At 51.4% G+C, this 17,829-nt stretch carries 18 protein-coding genes; 9 read left to right on the top strand and 9 right to left on the bottom strand.

The features are described 5' to 3' along the window. Nucleotides 1-222: 222 nt before the first annotated feature. From D4L85_RS08870 to D4L85_RS08860, 3 genes are read left to right on the top strand one after another with little or no spacing between them, the layout of a single operon-like run. Nucleotides 223-1,299, top strand: a complete 1,077-nt coding sequence (locus D4L85_RS08870; RefSeq protein ID WP_236849107.1) for a 5-(carboxyamino)imidazole ribonucleotide synthase — start codon at nt 223-225, stop codon at nt 1,297-1,299. Between the two features lies 1 nt (nt 1,300). Further along, nucleotides 1,301-1,813 (top strand): 5-(carboxyamino)imidazole ribonucleotide mutase, encoded by a 513-nt coding sequence (purE, locus tag D4L85_RS08865; protein ID WP_119753985.1) that lies wholly within the window; start codon nt 1,301-1,303, stop codon nt 1,811-1,813. A 56-nt stretch (nt 1,814-1,869) separates the two neighbouring features. Beyond that, nucleotides 1,870-3,141 (top strand): tellurite resistance TerB family protein, encoded by a 1,272-nt coding sequence (locus D4L85_RS08860; protein ID WP_119753984.1) that lies wholly within the window; start codon nt 1,870-1,872, stop codon nt 3,139-3,141. Here D4L85_RS08860 and D4L85_RS08855 read toward each other — a convergent pair. From D4L85_RS08855 to gpmI, 5 genes are all read right to left on the bottom strand, one after another. Next, on the bottom strand, nt 3,138-4,124 hold the full coding sequence (locus tag D4L85_RS08855) for a TerC family protein (protein WP_228450828.1): 987 nt from the start codon (nt 4,122-4,124) through the stop codon (nt 3,138-3,140). The two genes, D4L85_RS08860 and D4L85_RS08855, sit on opposite strands and share 4 nt — an antisense overlap. Before the next feature lie 173 nt (nt 4,125-4,297). After that, nucleotides 4,298-4,714 carry a Fur family transcriptional regulator gene (locus D4L85_RS08850; protein ID WP_119753983.1) on the bottom strand — a complete coding sequence of 139 codons (417 nt, stop codon included), beginning with the start codon at nt 4,712-4,714 and terminating at the stop codon, nt 4,298-4,300. Nucleotides 4,715-4,729: 15 nt separating this feature from the next. Beyond that, entirely contained in the window at nt 4,730-6,535 is a 1,806-nt protein-coding gene (locus D4L85_RS08845; RefSeq protein WP_119753982.1) for an ABC transporter ATP-binding protein, read from the bottom strand. Between the two features lie 9 nt (nt 6,536-6,544). After that, the gene (locus tag D4L85_RS08840) at nt 6,545-7,147 is read right to left on the bottom strand and encodes a hypothetical protein (RefSeq protein WP_160143619.1); all 603 of its coding nucleotides are present in this window, start codon (nt 7,145-7,147) and stop codon (nt 6,545-6,547) included. 63 nt (nt 7,148-7,210) lie between these two features. Continuing rightward, nucleotides 7,211-8,737 (bottom strand): 2,3-bisphosphoglycerate-independent phosphoglycerate mutase, encoded by a 1,527-nt coding sequence (gene gpmI, locus D4L85_RS08835; protein ID WP_119753980.1) that lies wholly within the window; start codon nt 8,735-8,737, stop codon nt 7,211-7,213. 168 nt (nt 8,738-8,905) lie between these two features. Between gpmI and D4L85_RS08830 the strand changes: the two genes are divergently transcribed. From D4L85_RS08830 to tpx, 5 genes are all read left to right on the top strand, one after another. Next, entirely contained in the window at nt 8,906-9,307 is a 402-nt protein-coding gene (locus D4L85_RS08830; protein ID WP_073143165.1) for a DUF4783 domain-containing protein, read from the top strand. 77 nt (nt 9,308-9,384) lie between these two features. Beyond that, the gene (gene nadC / locus D4L85_RS08825; RefSeq protein WP_119753979.1) at nt 9,385-10,242 is read left to right on the top strand and encodes a carboxylating nicotinate-nucleotide diphosphorylase; all 858 of its coding nucleotides are present in this window, start codon (nt 9,385-9,387) and stop codon (nt 10,240-10,242) included. 52 nt (nt 10,243-10,294) lie between these two features. Next, nucleotides 10,295-10,822 (top strand): YcxB family protein, encoded by a 528-nt coding sequence (locus D4L85_RS08820; protein ID WP_119753978.1) that lies wholly within the window; start codon nt 10,295-10,297, stop codon nt 10,820-10,822. 90 nt (nt 10,823-10,912) lie between these two features. Continuing rightward, nucleotides 10,913-11,398: a regulatory protein RecX gene (locus D4L85_RS08815; RefSeq protein WP_119753977.1), complete on the top strand. Its 486-nt coding sequence runs from the start codon at nt 10,913-10,915 to the stop codon at nt 11,396-11,398. 81 nt (nt 11,399-11,479) lie between these two features. Further along, entirely contained in the window at nt 11,480-11,980 is a 501-nt protein-coding gene (gene tpx / locus D4L85_RS08810; protein ID WP_119753976.1) for a thiol peroxidase, read from the top strand. A 72-nt stretch (nt 11,981-12,052) separates the two neighbouring features. Here tpx and D4L85_RS08805 read toward each other — a convergent pair whose 3' ends face one another. Together D4L85_RS08805 and D4L85_RS08800 are read right to left on the bottom strand one after the other, a co-directional pair. Further along, nucleotides 12,053-14,590, bottom strand: a complete 2,538-nt coding sequence (locus D4L85_RS08805; protein ID WP_119753975.1) for a M14 metallopeptidase family protein — start codon at nt 14,588-14,590, stop codon at nt 12,053-12,055. A gap of 57 nt (nt 14,591-14,647) precedes the next feature. Further along, nucleotides 14,648-15,166 carry a DinB family protein gene (locus D4L85_RS08800; protein WP_119753974.1) on the bottom strand — a complete coding sequence of 173 codons (519 nt, stop codon included), beginning with the start codon at nt 15,164-15,166 and terminating at the stop codon, nt 14,648-14,650. Between the two features lie 104 nt (nt 15,167-15,270). Between D4L85_RS08800 and D4L85_RS08795 the strand changes: the two genes are divergently transcribed. Beyond that, a complete protein-coding gene (locus D4L85_RS08795; protein WP_119753973.1) occupies nt 15,271-15,747 on the top strand; it encodes an RDD family protein in 477 nt (158 codons plus the stop codon). A 48-nt stretch (nt 15,748-15,795) separates the two neighbouring features. On the opposite strand, the gene D4L85_RS08790 is transcribed toward D4L85_RS08795, so the two are convergent. Then, nucleotides 15,796-16,701: a diacylglycerol/lipid kinase family protein gene (locus tag D4L85_RS08790; protein ID WP_160143618.1), complete on the bottom strand. Its 906-nt coding sequence runs from the start codon at nt 16,699-16,701 to the stop codon at nt 15,796-15,798. After that, complete coding sequence (locus tag D4L85_RS08785) at nt 16,698-17,807, bottom strand: tetratricopeptide repeat protein (RefSeq protein WP_119753971.1); 1,110 nt, start codon at nt 17,805-17,807, stop codon at nt 16,698-16,700. Before D4L85_RS08785 ends, D4L85_RS08790 begins: the two co-directional genes overlap by 4 nt. Nucleotides 17,808-17,829 lie beyond the last annotated feature (22 nt).

The following is a 17,829-nucleotide window of genomic DNA, read 5'->3' as shown; positions in this document are numbered from 1 at the left end:
TTTACGTTCTCTGGATATGTGCGAATTAAGCTCGCGAAAAACAGGCGGTCTTCCTACCCTTTGAAAAGGATTTACACTACCGGCCCGATCCACAAATTCATTTCGCCGTTCTGTTTATCCCGTGATCCTTCTTAACTTTCTCGCCAAATTCACAAACCCTTGAGCCTTTCTTTCGAGCAAAATTTTAAACTAGGCATTCTCGGCGGCGGCCAGTTGGGGCGCATGCTCATCCAGTCGGGCATCGATTTCAACATTCCCTTTGCCACGCTCGACCCCGACGAACATGCACCGTGCGCTTCGCTCGCGGAATTTCACCACGGCAAGCTCACCGACTACGACACGGTGATGAAGTTCGGCTCGGCCTGTGATGTGATCACCATCGAGATCGAGAACGTGAACACCGCGGCGTTGAAAGCCCTGGCCCGGGCCGGCAAAAAAGTGTTTCCCCAGCCCGATGTGATCGAGCTGATCCAGGACAAGCGCACCCAAAAAATATTCTACCGCGACTACGACATTCCCACGGCGCCGTTCATTCTCGTGGAGAACGCCGCCGATGTCAAAAAGAATAAAAACTTTCTCCCTGCGGTAAACAAATTGGGCCGCGAAGGCTACGACGGCCGGGGCGTGCAGATACTCCGCACGTTGGATGACCTCGACAAAGCCTTCGACGCTCCGGGGCTCCTGGAGGAACTTGTCGATTTTGAAAAAGAGATCTCGGTCATCGTTGCCCGCAATGAGCGTGGCGAGATCACCACATTTCCCGTGGTGGAGATGGTTTTTCACCCCGTGCACAACCTCGTGGAATATCTCTTTGCTCCTGCCCAATTGAACAAAACCATTGTGCACGAAGCAGAGACCATTGCGCGGAAAATCGTGCACGAATTGAAGATGGTGGGCTTGCTCGCCGTCGAAATGTTCGTGACCAAAAAAGGAAAGGTGTTGGTGAACGAAGTGGCCCCGCGTCCGCACAACAGCGGGCACCAGACCATTGAAGCGAACATCACCTCACAATATGAGCAACATCTCCGGGCGATCCTGAACCTGCCGCTGGGCGACACCACGCTCATTCAGCCGAGTGCCATGGTGAACCTGCTGGGAGAAGCCGGGCACACCGGCCTGGCAAAATATGCGGGCCTGGAAGACGTACTGAAGCTGCCGGGTGTGCATGTTCATTTATATGGAAAACGTTTCACAAAGCCTTTTCGTAAAATGGGCCACGTCACCATCATGGATGGCGATGTGGAGCGTCTGAAAAAGAAAGTATCTTTTGTAAAGCAAACCTTAAAAGTCGTCGCCTGATATGAGCAAACCATTTGTCGGTATTATCATGGGCAGTCAATCGGATCTGCGGATCATGAAAGACGCTGCCGAAGTGTTGGAAGAGCTGGGCATTGCGTATGAGCTTACCGTTGTCTCGGCCCACCGCACGCCGCTGCGCATGATCGAATACGCCACCCAGGCGCGCAGCAAGGGTCTGAAAGTGATCATCGCCGGTGCAGGCGGTGCCGCCCATTTGCCCGGCATGGTCGCCTCCGTCACCTCCCTGCCGGTGATTGGCGTACCCGTGAAATCTTCCAACTCCATCGACGGCTGGGATTCCGTGCTTTCCATTTTGCAGATGCCCGCCGGCGTACCCGTGGCCACCGTGGCCCTGGACGGAGCCCGAAACGCGGGCATTTTGGCCGCCCAAATCCTGGGTGCATCCGATAGAGCGGTCGGAAAACGCCTGGATGCCTTCAAAAAATCGCTAAAAACCAAGGTGGAGGCTGCTGCCAAAAATCTGGAGAAAAAGGGCTGGAAAGCGAGCGTGTAAACCCTATTCGTTGGTTTTGCCGAAAATCTGTAACTTGAAATTGCAGAAAACCCGGCATGAACCCTCACAACAAAGGATGGCTTAAGGACTATCTTGAGTTCCGTAAAGAACTGCTGAAAAACATTTCGTCTGAAAACAGCCGAAAGTCGTCCCATCCCGAACATTCGCTTTATCGCATCCTTCAACCTACAGGCCTGATGTATGGCCAGTCGGTGGGTGAAGTGCCGTTGCCGAATTACGATGAGTGGGATGAGAAGGAGCGCATGAAAGTGCTGCTGGCCGAAAGTCTCATCAGCAGTTCGCTCCTCAACTACGACAAGCCTGTGAAAACCCCCGAGGATTTGTCTGTCGTTATCCTGAAGACCTTAGAGAGCATCGGCAATTTCTACAACAACATCTTCCCGGAACTATCCACGCCCACTAAAACATTGTTGGGCCGGAAGAAATCGCCGTTGGAATTGGCGGAGAAAATTCTTGACAAGCGCATTGAACATACGGCGCGGTTCGAAGGCAATTTCTGGTCTTTCTTTTTTCACAACAGCCTGCTCTTTCTGGATGTATTTATCTACGGGCAATGGATGCACACCAATGCCGACCGTATTGTCGTGGACTTCTTTCGATATGAACGCGAGGAGCTGCGGTTCTCCGTCACAAAAGTCATCGCCGCCGCCGCGCACGCCAACAAGGAAGTGGTGTATGAAGAGCGCAAATTGTATGAGCACTTTCTTCAAAGCACCGACCTGTCGTCGGAGCGCCGCAGGGAAGCGCTGAAAATATTTGAAGACGGTTTTGCCATGGAGGACATCAACCTGCCCACAGAAAATTCGTGGCTGCTGAAAAAGTTCTTCCTAGAAATTGCCATCCTCACCATCTGGGCCGACAAGAAAGTAGAACAGGCCGAGCTTGATTTTCTGAAACGCTTCACGCACTACCTGGGCGTGTCCGACGAAGATCTGGAGAACAGCATGATTGCCATTGAAGGTTTTGTCCTGGAGCACTGGGAACAGTTGGAACACCTGCAAGACAAACAAGACTATCAACAGGTGAGCGAACAGTTCGTCCGGCGTGTAGCGCGGGTGGCGGAAAAGAATAAGAGCCGCATTTTTAAAGAGATCAAAGAGAACGACAACGTGCTCAACCTCATGCGCAAGGCGCGCTCTAATGAGCTTACGTTAGAAGAAAAGGAAGAGGTACGCCTGCAGTTGATCCATATTCTGAAAACCATTCCCACGTTTGTGATCGTGTCGTTGCCGCAGCGTTTTCTCACGCTGCCGATCTTATTGAAGATCCTTCCGAAAAATCTTTTTGCTGACGGCGTTCCGGATTAGTTTTTTTCCTCTTCGGCGTCACCGTCCTTGCGTGGAACGATGATGGAGAAGATGATGGAAAGGGTGAGCGTGGCGATGATGACCGAGAACGAGGTGTATACCCCGACGTTGAATTCGAATATCTCCAGCAACATTTTTGCACCGATGAAGAAGAGGATAATGGACAATCCTTTTTGGAGCAGGTAGAATTTATCGATCACGCCTGCCAGCAGGAAGAACATCGCCCGCAGACCCATCACGGCAAAGATGTTTGACGTGTAGACCAGGAATTCGTTTTGGGTGATGGCAAAAGCTGCGGGAATGGAATCGACAGCGAAGATGAGGTCAGTGGTTTCGATGAGTACAATAACCAGGAACAACGGGGTGAACATGAGCCGCCCGGCTTCTCTCACCACAAAGCTCCCCCCGTAGTCGCCTTGGGTCATGGGCAGGTAGCGGCGGCAGATGCGCATGATGGGATTCTTTTCGGGCTCGATCTTTTCGTCGCCGTCCTCAAAATAGATCCGGATACCCGAGTAGATCAGGAACACGCCAAAGCCATACAGCAGCCAGTGGAATTTATGGATGAGCATGGCGCCCACGAAAATGAACACGCCGCGGAAAACCAGGGCTCCGAGGATACCCCAGAAAAGTGTTTTGTGATAGTATTCTTCCTTTACCTGGAAATATTTCAGGATAAGGAGGATCACGAAGATGTTATCTACGGAAAGTGCGTATTCGGTGAGGTAGGCGGAGAAGTATTCCACGGCGCCATCGGCCCCGCTTTCGTCGTATTTATAAATGAAAAATCCAAAAAGTGTGGAGATAATTACCCAAAAAATGGATTGGTAGAGGGCCGATTTTGTCGAAACCTTATGCGCCTTTTTATGAAATAACCCCAGATCCAACACCAGGAAAACCAGGATGATCAGCGCAAAAAGGCCAAATAGGATCGTCTCCCTTTCACTTTGGTTTCTAAAGAGGGAAAATAGAAGTATGTTCACCAATGACAGCAAAGAGAGTTATTCCGGTTATTCAAGCCAAAAAACATAAAAAAATCATGGTCGGTAGAAACCATGGACGTCAAAACTACAAATATATTTTCATCTCGGAAAACATACACGGCTGATTTATCCGGAAGGATTTAGAAAAGGAACCGGGACCCGGACACCCTTTTTCACATACAACGTTCGCACACACCCTGGATCAACAAATTGACCTCGCTGGCACGGTACCCCTTTGGCAATTTGACGACCGGAACCTCAATGTTCAGGCAGTTGGTCTGTCCGCATTTGGTGCATTTGAAATGCACGTGGTCGTGGTGGTGGCCGGCCGTGGTGCAGGCCTCGTTACAAAGGGCATATTTTAGGCTTCCCTCGTCGTCGAGCACTTTATGGATGAGGCCTTTGTCGAGGAATGTTTTTAGGGTGCGATAGACCGTTACGCGGTCGAGGGAATTGTCGATTTCCTTTTCAATGTCCCCGTGGGAGAGGGCATAGTTTTTTTGCAGGAACAGGTGGAGGATCTCCTGCCGGTTCGGGGTGGAGCGAAGGTTAAAGTCCTTCAGCAAGGTATCGGATATCGCACTGTTCATAGCGTGCCCCGCCGTTTATTGAAGCTGTAGTTTCAGCAAGTTACTGTAGATGCCGTTCCCGTTATTGATGCGGGTCAGCTCGGCGTGCGAGCCTACTTCGGCCAACGTCCCTTCCTTGATCACAAAGATACGGTCTACTTTCTTAATGGTGCTTAACCGGTGGGCGATAATTATGGAGGTTCGCCCTTCCATCAATTTCTCCAGGGCTTCCTGTACCAGCACCTCGGCATGGGCATCGAGCGAGCTCGTGGCCTCGTCCAGGATGAGGATGGCCGGGTCTTTCAGGATGGCCCGGGCAATGGCGATGCGTTGGCGTTGGCCGCCGGAGAGCTTTACACCCCGTTCGCCGACGACGGTCTCAAATTTTTCGGGGAAGCTTTCAACGAATTCCAGGGCATTGGCCTTGCGCGCGGCTTCCCGGATCTCGTCGAACGTGGCGCCGGGTTTGCCATAGGCGATATTCTCCTGAATGGTCCCCCCAAAGAGGATGACCTCCTGCGGCACGATGCCGATATTTTTGCGATAGGCGGTGAGGTGGAATTGATCGATGTCGTTTCCGTCCACTTTGATGGAGCCTTCCTTCACACCATAAAATCGCATGAGCAGATTTATGATGGTTGATTTCCCTGAACCGCTCTGGCCGATGAGCGCGATCTTTTCGCCGGGCTCGATTTTGAAATCGAGGTTTTTCAGCACGCGGAAATCCTGGCGGGTGGGGTATGAGAAAGAAACGTTTTCAAATTCGATCTCGCCGTGAAGTTTAAGGGGCTGTGCGGGGAGACCGGCCTCTGCCTCATCCTTTTCGTCGAGGATCTCCAACAGTCTTTCCGACGCTCCAATGCAACGCTGGAGCTGGGTATAGATATCCCCCAAACCGGCGATGGAGGCACCGATGAAGGAGGTGTACAATACAAAAGAAAATAATTCTCCCACCGAAATGGCATTGTTCTGCACCAGCGAAGCGCCATACCATCCTACGGCCACAATGCCCCCGAACAAAGCAAAGATGACAAAGGAAATGAACAAGCCGCGAAAACGCGCTGTGCGAATGGCAACACTCACCACTTCATTCAACGCCCGCGTATAGCGGTTGATCTCGAACGCTTCGTTCGTAAACGACTTCACGACAGAGATGGATTGAAGCGATTCCTCCACCACCACGTTGGCGTCGGCCAATTTGTCTTGTGTTTTTTTGGAGAGTCCGCGGATGTATTTTCCAAAAAACAGGGCCAGTATCACCAGGAAAGGAAACGTGAGCAACATAAAACCCGTGAGCTTGGGCGTGAGGTAGAAGATCACCAGCGTGCCCAAAACGAGTGTCAGCACCTGGCGCATCATCTCGGCCAGGGTGAACGAAAGCATCTCGGCCAGCGTACCCACATCGGATGTGATACGGCTCATCAGTTCTCCCACTCTCCGCGAATCAAAAAACGTTGTGGGCAACCAGATGATTTTCTGGTATACCGATTTGCGCAAGTCGGCCAGCGATTTTTCGCTCACCAGCGAAAATGTATACACCCTGGTGAAGGAAAATATGCCTTGAAAAAATAAGATGCCGATCAGCGCCAGGGCTACTTCGTTGATGGAAGAAAAATACGGGTTCGATTTTCCGCTGGCCACGTCGAGCAATTGCCCCGCCATATAGGGAAAGGCGAGCATCGTGCCGCTGGACAACGCCAGACACAAAAGGCCCACCATGAACACGCCTTTGTAGGGCAAGACGTACTTGAAGACACCCGCCAACTGGCGAATGCTTTTTTTATTGATCGGCCTCTTCTCCTCTGCGCTCAGCGGCACTCCTCCTCTTTCTCGTTTCGCCATGATAAAATTTTAATTTGGTATTGTCACGAAGGCACTGATGTTATAGCTCACGGAATCGCCCATGAACATTTTCTGTCCCCCGGTTATAGAGTAGGATGTGAGCACCGTTTTATTGTATACCTGCTGAAATTCCATCTTTAAAAAACGGCTGCCGGTATACAGCGTGTTCGATTCATCGTACTGTGCTTCAATTTTCCGGATGTTATCCGGTGTGTTTTGATAAAATACTTTCAAATATTTGACGGGCATCTCCACCTCTTTTTTGCCCAGTTCCGGTTGTCCGATAAACGATTTCACCTCGAGGTTGCTTTTGACATCCGACGATCTTTCCACGGCATACAAGCGGCGGTTCACGGGTTTATTGACGCTTTCCAGTTGTCTGAAAATGTCCAGTTCGTTTTCCCAGTCCTTCACGCTATTGGGGATTGTGGCGGCCTCGCTTTCTATGTCGCCCAGCTTTGTGATCTTGTGGAGCCTTGCTTTGTGCTGGCTGAGATAGGCCACCTGGGTGGTGATGAGGCTGTCGGCATTGTAGAGCGCAACGGTCTTGTTTTTGCCGGTCTGGCAAGAAAAGAGCGTGGTCACAAGCAAAACACAAACGATCGGTCTCAAATCTATTTTCCTATACATCGCGATGGTGGACGTGCTGTAGTACGAACCGTTCCGCCGAAAGGTTTATTTGTCGACAAGTACGGTGCCGGTCATCTGTGGCGGAATGGGAATGCCCATCAGCGCGAGAATGGTCGGGGCCAGGTCGCCGAGTTTGCCGTCCTTCAGTTTTCCCTTGTAGGTGTCGTCTACCAAAATGCAGGGCACCAGGTTGGTGGTGTGAGCGGTGTTTGGCGTGCCGTCTTCGTTGATCATCATGTCGGCGTTTCCGTGGTCGGCGATGATGATGGTGGAGTAGCCGTTCTTCAGGGCGGCTTCCGTCACTTTTTGAGCACAGGCGTCAACGGTTTCCACGGCTTTCACGGCAGCGGAAAATACGCCCGTGTGTCCCACCATGTCGGGGTTGGCAAAGTTGAGGCAAATGAAATCGGGGGCTTTCTTTTCCAGTTCGGGGATGATCTTGTCCTTGATGTCGTTGGCGCTCATTTCGGGCGCCAGGTCGTAGGTGGCCACTTTAGGCGACGGGCAAAGAATGCGCGACTCTCCGGCAAAGGCTACTTCACGGCCACCGGAGAAGAAGAACGTTACGTGGGGATATTTTTCGGTCTCCGCGATGCGGATCTGTTTTTTGCCGGCGTCGGCCACCACTTCACCCAGGGTTTTTTCCAGGTTGTCTTTGTGGAAGATCACCTTCACATCTTTAAAAGATTCGTCGTAGTTGGTGAGCGTGATGTAGTAGAGCGGCAATTTTTTCATGCCGTGGTCGGGGAAATCCTGTTGTGTGAGCACTTCGGTGATCTCGCGACCGCGGTCGGTGCGGAAGTTGAAGCAAAGCACCACATCGCCCTGCTGAATAGTGGCCACGGGTTTTTGCTGCTGATCCACCACCACGATGGGTTTGATGAATTCGTCGGTCACGTTGTTGTCGTACGACTGCTGTACGGCCTTCAGGGGGTCCGTAGTTTTTTCGCCAACGCCATTGACCATCACATCATAGGCCAGCTTCACGCGTTCCCAGCGTTTGTCGCGGTCCATGGCATAGTAGCGCCCTACGATACTGGCAAGTTTGCCGGTAGTTTTGGCGAGATGGTCCGTCAGGTTTTTGAGATAATCCAGGCCGCCTTTCGGGTCGGTGTCGCGGCCATCGGTAAAGGCGTGGACAAAGAGGTTTTTGATGCCGTTATTTTGAGCAATGGTGACCAGGCCTTTCAAGTGGTCGATGTGGGAGTGCACGCCGCCATCGGACACGAGGCCCATGAAATGTATGTTTTTGTTATTCTTTTTTGCGTAGGCAAATGCGTCGAGCAAAACGGGGTTCTTGTCCAGTTCTTTCTCTTCGATCGCCTTGTTTACGCGCACCAGATCCTGGTAAACCACCCGGCCGGCACCGATATTCATGTGACCCACTTCCGAATTGCCCATTTGACCGGCTGGCAGCCCCACGGCCAGGCCAGAGGCTTCGAGCTTACTATGAGGGTACTTGCCGTATAAAGAAGAGATAAATGGCGTTTTGGCGTTGTCGATGGCCGATACTTTTTTGTTGGTCGCGATGCCCCATCCGTCCAGGATCATCAATAAAACTTTCTTACTCATGGGAATTATTTTTTGTGTGCCGGGTGACTTAAAATCAGGGCGTAAATATAATCAGGATTGCAAGATTACAGTTGTTAGGTTCTCCCGGACGATTTCGCCTTCACCATGCGATTAAACAGAATTCCTTATCTTTCGACAATGGCATAATTTTAGCCTCATCCCATCACTATGAAATTGAACAGATTTTTTTCATCCATAGTTTTCGTTGTTTTGAGTTTCCAGGCCGTTTCCGTAATGGCCCAGGCGGATGTGATCAACCAGGTGAAAGAAACCATCCAGGCCGGCAGTGCCAAAGAGCTATCCAAATACCTCAATCAAACGGTTGATGTGACCCTGGAAGGCACCGTTCAGTCCTATAGCAAGGCCCAGGCCGAGTTTGTGTTCCGCGATTTTTTCAAGCAACATCCGCCCGAGGAATTCAACATCATCCACCAGGGATCTTCCCGGGGTGGACAGCCGTTTGCCATCGGCCAGTATAAGAGCGGTGCGGAGACCTACCGTGTTTTTATGAAGATCAAGCCGGTGAACAACCAGCAACTGGTACACGAGATCTCGTTTGCCAAGGAATAAAAGTCGGATCCACACCGTCGCATCAAAAATTCGTCTCCGGGGGGTGTTCCTAAATATCTCTCTTCTATTTTTGCACGATGCGACCACCTTACATCACCCCTGCATTTATTGACCACTTCATTTCCTCTGCCATGGCGGAAGACGTGGGCGACGGCGACCATTCCACCCTGGCGGCCATCGCCGAAGGAGCCACCAAAAGAGCCCGCCTGCTGGTGAAAGACGACGGCATTTTGGCCGGCGTAGAGATTGCCCAGGAGATCTTCCGCGCTTTTGACCCCTCGCTTTCCCTCCAGATAAACCTCACCGACGGCGCTTCCATTAAAAAAGGCGACGTAGCGTTTACCGTAGAGGGTTCGGCACGCTCTATTCTCACCACCGAGCGGCTGGTGCTCAACTGCATGCAACGCATGAGCGGCATTGCCACAAAAACCCGTTTCCTCACGTCGCTGGTGGCGGGCACGGGCGCCAGGGTGCTGGATACCCGCAAAACGACACCCAACTTCCGGCTTTTGGAGAAATGGGCGGTGCTGATCGGGGGCGGTTTGAACCTCCGGATCGGGCTTTTCGATATGATCATGCTCAAAGACAATCATATTGACATGGCCGGCGGCATAGAAGCGGCAATCCTTCGAACAAAAGACTATCTTCGCGCCTCGCATAAAAACCTGAGGATCGAGGTCGAGACCCGCAATCTGCAGGAGGTTGAAAAAGTGCTCCAGATCGGGGGCGTCGACGTCATCATGCTCGACAACATGACCGTAGAGCAGATGCGTGAGGCCGTGCAGCTTATTGGCGGCCGCTGCAAGGTTGAGGCCAGCGGAGGCGTCACCGAAAAAACGATTCGCAGCATCGCCGAATGCGGCGTGGATTTTATTTCGGTGGGTGCGCTAACACACTCCATCCAAAGCCTGGACCTGAGTCTGAAGGCCTATTGATGCGAGGGTCGAACAGGAGTATTGAGAAATAAATTTTTTGTGAATTAATGTTATGATAGTTAAAACGAAGAATTACAAACTGGAAAAGAAGTTGTACATCAGCCTGGCCCTGAAAAGAGTGTTGAAGAAACAAGGCTGGATGGCCGCCGTGGGTGCGCTGGTCATTTGCCTGGGCTATGCCATACCGGGGGCGCAATCCATCTGGTGGTTTATCGGCGCGTTTGTAGGCGTGGGCCTCTATTTGCTTTTCTGGTGGATCCAATTCTATGGCGTCACCCAATTAGAACAGGGCAAGATGTTGTTTGAAAAATTCTCGTATGAGATCAGCAGCCAGCAGATCTTGATGAAGCTCAATCCGCGCGAGGGCATGCCGCTGAAATGGGACCAGATCCAGAGCGCGCAAGTAGGCCCTGATCATTATGTCCTTTTTGTGAACAAGGCGCAGTTGATCTATTGGCCTTTCAAGATCTTTAACAGCGACAACGAGCGCAAGTTTGTGGGCAGCGTTTTGAGAAGCAAAGGACTGGTGAAGGAGATCGAGAAAGATAAACCCGTAGAAAAAGAGAAATCGAAAGCATAAAGAAGACGACCAGCGCGCTGTCGCTTTCAAGTTTAAAAAAGGCCCTCGGGCCTTTTTGCTTTAGGGCCCGGCGTACTTTAATTTTAGGTTGTGCAGAAGCCCGTTAAAAGACTTTCCGTTGCCGAGGCCCGGCAAAAAATCTATCACTACTGTGCTTACCAGGAGCGGTCCCACCAGGAAGTAAAGGACAAACTGTATGGCTACGGGCTGTATGGAAGCGAAGTGGACGAACTGCTCTCACACCTCATCACCGAAGGTTATTTGAACGAAGAGCGTTTTGCAAAAGCCTTTGCCGGAGGCAAGTTCCGGATGAAACAATGGGGCAAGGTCAAGATCGTGCACGAGCTGGAAGCCAAGGGGCTCACGCAAAACTGTATCCGGTCAGGATTAAAGGAGATCAACGATTCCGATTATGAAACTACCTTGCGATCGCTGGTGGAGAAAAAATCGGCTGGCCTGCATGAGGAAAATGCTTTTGTAAAGCGTGACAAAGTGGCGCAATATGTTATTCAGAAGGGATACGAACCGGAGTTGGTGTGGCGATTTGTGAAGCTGCTGGTGAAGGAAAAGTCCTGACCTGGATCATCCATTTTAAAAACAATTAAATTTCGTCACTGTTAATCTCTTCTCCCGAACCTTTTAAATTTTATATACCGCATGGCACAAACAAAACTTGGCGCGACCGCCGTGAACACCATCAGCATGCTGCCCGCCACGGGCACCGTTGCACCCGACTTTACCCTCGTTGGAAACGACCTGAAAGAAGTGACCCTCAGAGATTTTGCAGGCAAGAACATCGTGATGAACATTTTCCCCAGCATCGACACGGGTGTCTGTGCCATGTCTGTGCGTGAATTCAACAAACGTGCGGCGGGGCTCACCAACACCGTTGTGCTTTGCATCGCGAAGGACTTGCCGTTTGCGTTCAAACGCTTTTGCGCGGCGGAGGGCATCAGTAATGTGATAACCTTGTCGGATTTCCGTCACCTTGGTTTTGCCACGGCCTATGGCGTGGAGATGGTGGACGGTGCCATGGTCGGTCTGCTGGCGCGGGCGATTGTGGTGATCGACAAAAATGGATTGGTGAAGTATACCGAACTCGTGCCGACCATTGGCCAGGAGCCCGATTACAATGGGGCATTAAAGGCTATCCAATAACATAAAAACAAAATGCGTTGCCTTGCATGGATTCTGCACGGCAACGCATTTCTCTTTTTATAAAGCGTTCTCTTAGCGGTTTCCTACCATAAATACGGCGTTGGAGAACAACAATTTTCCGTTCTCCCAGAAGCAACGGAACAGCGGGTTGTCTGCAAGATACACCACCGAGCCCTGTCCTTTCTGTTCCACCCCAAACACCAGGCTGTTGTCCAGTTTTTTGTTGATGCGCGTTCCGGCAAAGCCTTGCACCGGCTTCGCTTTGCCTTTGATGATGCCTACATTGCCTCCGTGTTCTAGATAGCCAAAGCGAAGCTCATTGGTTTTCAGTGTGTAATAGGTATCCTTTAAGCCAAACGCCAGCGGGTGTGAGCTATCCAGCGTCACTTTATAAATAGCGCCTGAGATGGCATCGGAGAGTTGGTTGCGCTCGTTGTTTTCGTAGCGGATGAGAGCTTCTTTTTCTTTCCAGTCTTTCTCCTTTTTCTCCACGTCGGTCTTTTCATTGTCGGACGTGTAGGGCTTCAGGGAGAATCCTTTCTTTTCGCTGAACGCATTCAGGGCGTTGGCAATGACAATGAGCCTGCCGCCGCCGGAGACCCAGGTAGACACCTGCTCCAACACCATTTCATCGAAGAGCCGGTAGTTTCCTTCGGGCACGATGAGCACGTCGTATTTTCTCAAGTCCACATTCTTGAAATATTCCGTGCCGAGTTGGGTGATGGGATAATGGATTTGCTGTTCGAAGAAATGCCAGATCTCACCCGACGACAGCGAATAGGTTTGTTCGCCAAACAACACCGCGATTTTCGGTGCTTTCATGAATTTTATTTCGGGCGAACCGGCATCATAGCCTTTGTCCACAAAACCCGTGGTGGAGGTATAGATCTTACGGTCCAGCGACTTGGCCAGGTTCACGACCGTGTTATCAAAGTCGCTCGTGCTCTCGTTGTTGCGTCGCGTGATGATCAGCGTGCCCGGGTCGAACAGTTGCCCGCCGACGGTAAACGACTTTTCCGCAAAACGCACGCGGACACCGGCTTTCAACAACCCTGCAAGCAACTCCACATCGTTCAGGCTTTGATATTTAAAAATGTAGGAGTACGGCGCTGCCGCCACCGTGGCATTGTCGGCCGTCTTTGGCTGATAGGCTTTGCCGGGATTGATGCGTTCGTTTAGGGCGTAGGCTTTCAGGTTATAGGCGTACATGAGGTTCCACGCCGTGATGTCGTAGGTGACCGAATCCGAAAGTTTTGACTGCGGCTCGAACACGGTGGTGATGAATCTTGATTTGGGTTGATAAACATTCACCACGATATCGTCGGTGGTGAGGTTGAAGGCTGCGGTGGTTTGCGTTTGGTAGTCGTATCCGCGGCTGGCCTTTCCGGCGGAAGGGTGACCGTATTTGATGGCGTGGGTATCCATCCACCGCGTGATCTTGTTCAGCTTGTCGATGTTGTTGTCGCCTTTGATGACATAGGTCTTGTAGGGTGCCGTGGGTGCGGTGTTGTTTTCGCGAAAATATTTCTCAAACTCATCCACCACACGCGTCGCATTCAACGACGTGATCTCCACCGTCGACAGTCCGGAGGTGTAATGGTGTGCGATGCGGTCTTTCAACGTCAGCGGGTCGCCTTCCTCGCCGATGATGCTGAGGCCGCCATAGCCGCCACCGCCTTGTTCGTAGGTCATGCCGATCGCGCCGTTGTACGTCGGGTACGTGTCGCCATAGCTGGGATAGTATAAATCGAAACGCTCTTTTGTAAAGTACAGCCATCCGTGTTCATCGAAATGCTTAGCGTTGTTCTTGCCGATCGTCGTCTGAAACTCGCGCTGCCAGGGGGTGATCACTTCGTGAAAAGGCTCTGCGGCCGGCGCAAAATAATAAGGCTCATTGTACCCCTGCTCGTGAAAGTCGATGTGCACGTGGGGCATCCATTGTTGATATACTTTGAGGCGTTGTTGCGATTCGATTTGCGTTTCCCACGCCCAGTCGCGGTTCAAGTCGAAGAGATAATGGTTGGCCCGGCCGCCGGGCCAGGGCTCGCGGTGCTCTTTGGCGTCGCCGCTGCTGTTGGCGGGTGAATTGAAATATTGATTGTAGAAGTTGGCATAGCGATCGCGGCCGTCGGGGTTGATACAAGGGTCGAGTACCACTACGGTGTTCTTCAGCCATTCTTGTGATTTTGCGTTGGCCGGGTTGGCCAGGTCGTAGAGCGTCCACATAGAAGCTTCCAGGGAGCTGGCCTCGTTGCCGTGCACGTTGTAGCTCATCCACACGATGGCTTTCTTGTCGGCGCTGGGCGAGCCGTCCAGCAGGCCGGCCCGTTTCAGATTGTCCTGACGGATCTGCTCGCGGTTGGCAAAGTTTTCGGCCGAGGCCACAACGGCATAAACCAGGGGGCGGTGTTCGTAGGTTTCGCCATAGGTGATCAACTCCACGTTGGGCATGACATCGGCCACGTGTTTGAAATATTCCATCACTTTATAGTGACGGGTGAACCGGTCGCCCAATTCGTATCCTAAAAATTCTTTTGGACTCAGCAGTTTTTGGGCGTGGAGGAACGACCCGGTGATCAGCAGAAAAAAGAGCAAGTAAATTTTCTTCATAGAAATGCATTTGACGTGGAAAGATGTTCAAAGCGATCGATGGCCCCGCGCGAATTCTTACAGGAGGCGATTGATCTGTGGTAAATGGTGGTGAAAATGTTCGATCATAAAATCCAGCGCTTGCAGCACGTTCAGGCGGCCGGCAACGGGATGTTTGTAGACCAGTTTATATAAATCTTCGTCTTTTACCTCCTCCAGGAATTTCCGGAGCTTGCCGCGCTCGGCATTCCAACGTTGAGATAGGTCGGTCAATGGCTCGCTGGTGGGTGTATGCTCCACCAGGTAGCTGGGGGCTTTGAATTTAAAGGGGAACCGTTGCGACAGCTTTAAAAGCGCTATTTTGATTTCCTCCACCATCCCCGAATTCCGCAGGCCGGATATTCCCTGCGACTTTTTTTTCATGTACAACAGCGACAAACGCTCGGACGTGATGAGGTGTGCTGCGATGTAACTTATCGGCCATTTGCCGGGCGGGCTTGCGTTCAATTGTTTCTCGGAAAGGGTCGACAGCTTTTGTAGAAGCTTTTGCTGGTCCAGTTCAAGCCGGTCAAATCGTTTTTGAAGTTTTTTATTCATGACCGCTTTCGGTGAGTCCTTAAAATTAACAGAGATCAGGTAACGTCAGGCATTTGTGGGCATGATTTTTATCATTAGCTTTAATAAACCAATCCCTTTTACCTATGAATACAAATTATGCTGGCTTCTGGCTGCGGTTCGTGGCTTACGTTATTGATGGAATCATTTTGAGCTGTGTCCAATTCATACTCGTTATGCCTGTACTCGCCATCTTTGGCATTGGCATCGCCGCCAAGGCCCAAGAACTCGAATCTGCCGATGAAGCGGCGGCGATGAGTTTCGTTGCCACCTTCATGGCCTTTATCGTGCTCTATCAAATCGTTTTCTTTGTTCTTCAAACGCTTTATCATTCGTTCATGGAATCTTCCAAATTTCAAGGATCCGTTGGCAAGTTGGCGTTGAGCATAAAAGTCACTGACGTGGACGGCAACAAACTGGAATTTGGAAAAGCCTTGGTCAGAAATCTTAGCAAGATCGTATCGCACTATATAGCGTTCATCGGGTATATCATGGCCGCTTTCACGGAAAAAAAGCAGGCCCTTCACGACATGATCGCCAGCACGCTGGTTGTAAGAAAATAGACTTTAATCTGCTTGAAGCGAAAGCCGGGGCGAATGTTCCGGCTTTTTTTATATCAGGAATTTCAATTTCCGCGGCAGCATTTCCACGCTGGCGGGCAGCCACCCCAAAAGTTCGCCGTCCGCCTCAATAGGACATTCCGTTGTCGACGTCATGGCTATACGCCGCACCTGCCGGTAGGTCACCTCGGGGTGTTCTACTTTCTTTCCCTGTTTCAGCGTGCTGGAATGGCGGAGAAAATCGAACAAGGAAACCTTGCCATAGACCACCGCCTCAAAAATGCCATCGTCGGGTATGGCATGCGGCGCTATGCAAAGGCCGTGTCCAAGATACTTACTGTTGGCAATGGCCAACGTGCGCAGCTTGCCTTGCCATTGCCATTGGTCGGCAACCAGTTTCACCTCCACAGCACTGTGCGTAAAAAAGGTGGCCACGATGGCCTGGAAATAGGACATGGCCAAGCCAAAGATCCGGTCGCTCGCCAGCACCTTCCGGACCACCTCCGGCCCCATGCCCAGCTCGGCAATGTTCACAAAATACTGTTGCTCCTCTTTTCCTTCCTTGGTGGTGAACCGCACGATGCCGGCGTCGATGAAGGTGGGTTTGAAATTTTTTATAAGCTGTGTCAGCTCGGCGGGTTCGTTTTTTATTTCCATGCCGCGCGCAAAATCGTTCCCGATCCCGATGGGAATGACCCCGATGGCTGGCAAATTCGAAGCATCTTCTCTTCCCTGCAGTACCCCGTTTACAACCTGGTTCAGGGTGCCGTCGCCACCGGCAGCAAAAATAATGTCGAAGCGTTTATCCACCGCCTTTGAGGCAAGGGCTACGGCGTCGTTGGCCGAACGGGTTTCAAAAATCTGCGGCGGGCAGACAATAGAAATGGCCGGAAAATAATTTCTGTAGAAATTATCTTTCTCCAATGAGATTCCGTTGAGCACAACTGCGACTTTCACTTGCAATTTTTCTTGATCGCGGTTTTGGCATCGGCCGAGCCGAGATCTTCGGCCCGTTTAAAATCGAGGCATGCATCATATTTGTTGTTCATGCTCAATTTCACTAATCCGCGTTGGTAGAAAGTTTCGGGGTCGTTGGGATATAATTCGATGGACGCCGAGTAGTCCTCCACGGCGCCGGCATAGTCTTCTTTTTCGGTCTTGCTCAGGGCCCGGTTGTCGAAGTAAACGGGGTTTGTGGCATCCAGGGAGATGGCTTTGGTGTAGTCGGCAATGGCGCCGTCCTGGTCTTCGAGGCTATATTTTGTTACACCCCGCAGGTTATATGTCTCGGGTTCGTCGGGGTCTAGCTGGATCGCTTTGGTATAGTCCTCCACGGCGCCCTTAAAGTCCTGCTTCGCTCCTTTGGCCAGGGCCCGGTTTTCGTACATCTGGGGGTCCTTACTCTCCAGTTTTATGGCCTCGTCATAGTCGGCAATGGCCTGGTCGAGATTGCCCACATTGTAATGTGCCACACCCCGGAAGTTGTAAAGGGCCGGGTCCGTTTTATCCAATTCGATGGCTTTGGTGTAGTCGTCGATGGCGCTTACAAATTCGCCGAGTTCGGCCTTCGCCACGCCGCGGTTAAAATATTTGTCGGCGTCCACGGGTCCCAGTTCCAGGGCCTTCGAGAAATCGAAGTAAGCACCTTGCAGGTCTTCCACATTATATTTTGCCAGGCCACGGTTGGTATAGGCTTCCGCGAACTTGGGGTTGAATTTTAAAGCTTTTCCAAAATCCAGAATAGCGCCTTCGTCGTCACCCAGGGCCATTTTGGCTTCGCCGCGGTTGTTGAGCGCTTCGGCATAGGTGGAATCCGTTTCCAGGGCAAAATTGTAGTCACCGATGGCTCCATAAAAGTCGTCGAGCCCTGCCTTGGCCTGGCCCCGCAGGTTGAAGGCTGCCTTGTTCTTTGGGTTGGCGTCGATGATCTTGGTGAGCTCCGTTTTGGCGCCGGCAAAGTCGTTTGCCTGGAGCTTCTTTTTGGCCGGGTCGAGCTGCGGATCTTGCGCGGGAGCGGCACAAAAAATAAGGAGTGCTAAAAAAATGAAGGCGAACTTTTTCATGTCGCTGGATTAGGATGAATCA

The organism is Chryseolinea soli, from assembly GCF_003589925.1.
Classification (GTDB): Bacteria; Bacteroidota; Bacteroidia; order Cytophagales; family Cyclobacteriaceae; genus Chryseolinea; species Chryseolinea soli.
The sequence above is the reverse complement of the archived record's forward strand: the minus strand, read 5'-3'. Positions and strand labels throughout refer to the sequence as shown.

Bases quoted from the DNA above. Each gene is read 5' to 3' on its own strand.
- tpx (WP_119753976.1), top strand. From the start codon at position 11,480: ATGGCACAAACAAAACTTGGCGCGACCGCCGTGAACACCATCAGCATG.
- D4L85_RS08800 (WP_119753974.1), bottom strand. From the start codon at position 15,166: ATGAATAAAAAACTTCAAAAACGATTTGACCGGCTTGAACTGGACCAG.
- D4L85_RS08795 (WP_119753973.1), top strand. From the start codon at position 15,271: ATGAATACAAATTATGCTGGCTTCTGGCTGCGGTTCGTGGCTTACGTT.
- D4L85_RS08785 (WP_119753971.1), bottom strand. From the start codon at position 17,807: ATGAAAAAGTTCGCCTTCATTTTTTTAGCACTCCTTATTTTTTGTGCC.
- D4L85_RS08820 (WP_119753978.1), top strand. From the start codon at position 10,295: ATGATAGTTAAAACGAAGAATTACAAACTGGAAAAGAAGTTGTACATC.
- nadC (WP_119753979.1), top strand. From the start codon at position 9,385: ATGCGACCACCTTACATCACCCCTGCATTTATTGACCACTTCATTTCC.
- D4L85_RS08850 (WP_119753983.1), bottom strand. From the start codon at position 4,714: ATGAACAGTGCGATATCCGATACCTTGCTGAAGGACTTTAACCTTCGC.
- purE (WP_119753985.1), top strand. From the start codon at position 1,301: ATGAGCAAACCATTTGTCGGTATTATCATGGGCAGTCAATCGGATCTG.
- D4L85_RS08805 (WP_119753975.1), bottom strand. From the start codon at position 14,590: ATGAAGAAAATTTACTTGCTCTTTTTTCTGCTGATCACCGGGTCGTTC.
- D4L85_RS08860 (WP_119753984.1), top strand. From the start codon at position 1,870: ATGAACCCTCACAACAAAGGATGGCTTAAGGACTATCTTGAGTTCCGT.
- D4L85_RS08830 (WP_073143165.1), top strand. From the start codon at position 8,906: ATGAAATTGAACAGATTTTTTTCATCCATAGTTTTCGTTGTTTTGAGT.
- D4L85_RS08870 (WP_236849107.1), top strand. From the start codon at position 223: ATGCTCATCCAGTCGGGCATCGATTTCAACATTCCCTTTGCCACGCTC.
- gpmI (WP_119753980.1), bottom strand. From the start codon at position 8,737: ATGAGTAAGAAAGTTTTATTGATGATCCTGGACGGATGGGGCATCGCG.
- D4L85_RS08845 (WP_119753982.1), bottom strand. From the start codon at position 6,535: ATGGCGAAACGAGAAAGAGGAGGAGTGCCGCTGAGCGCAGAGGAGAAG.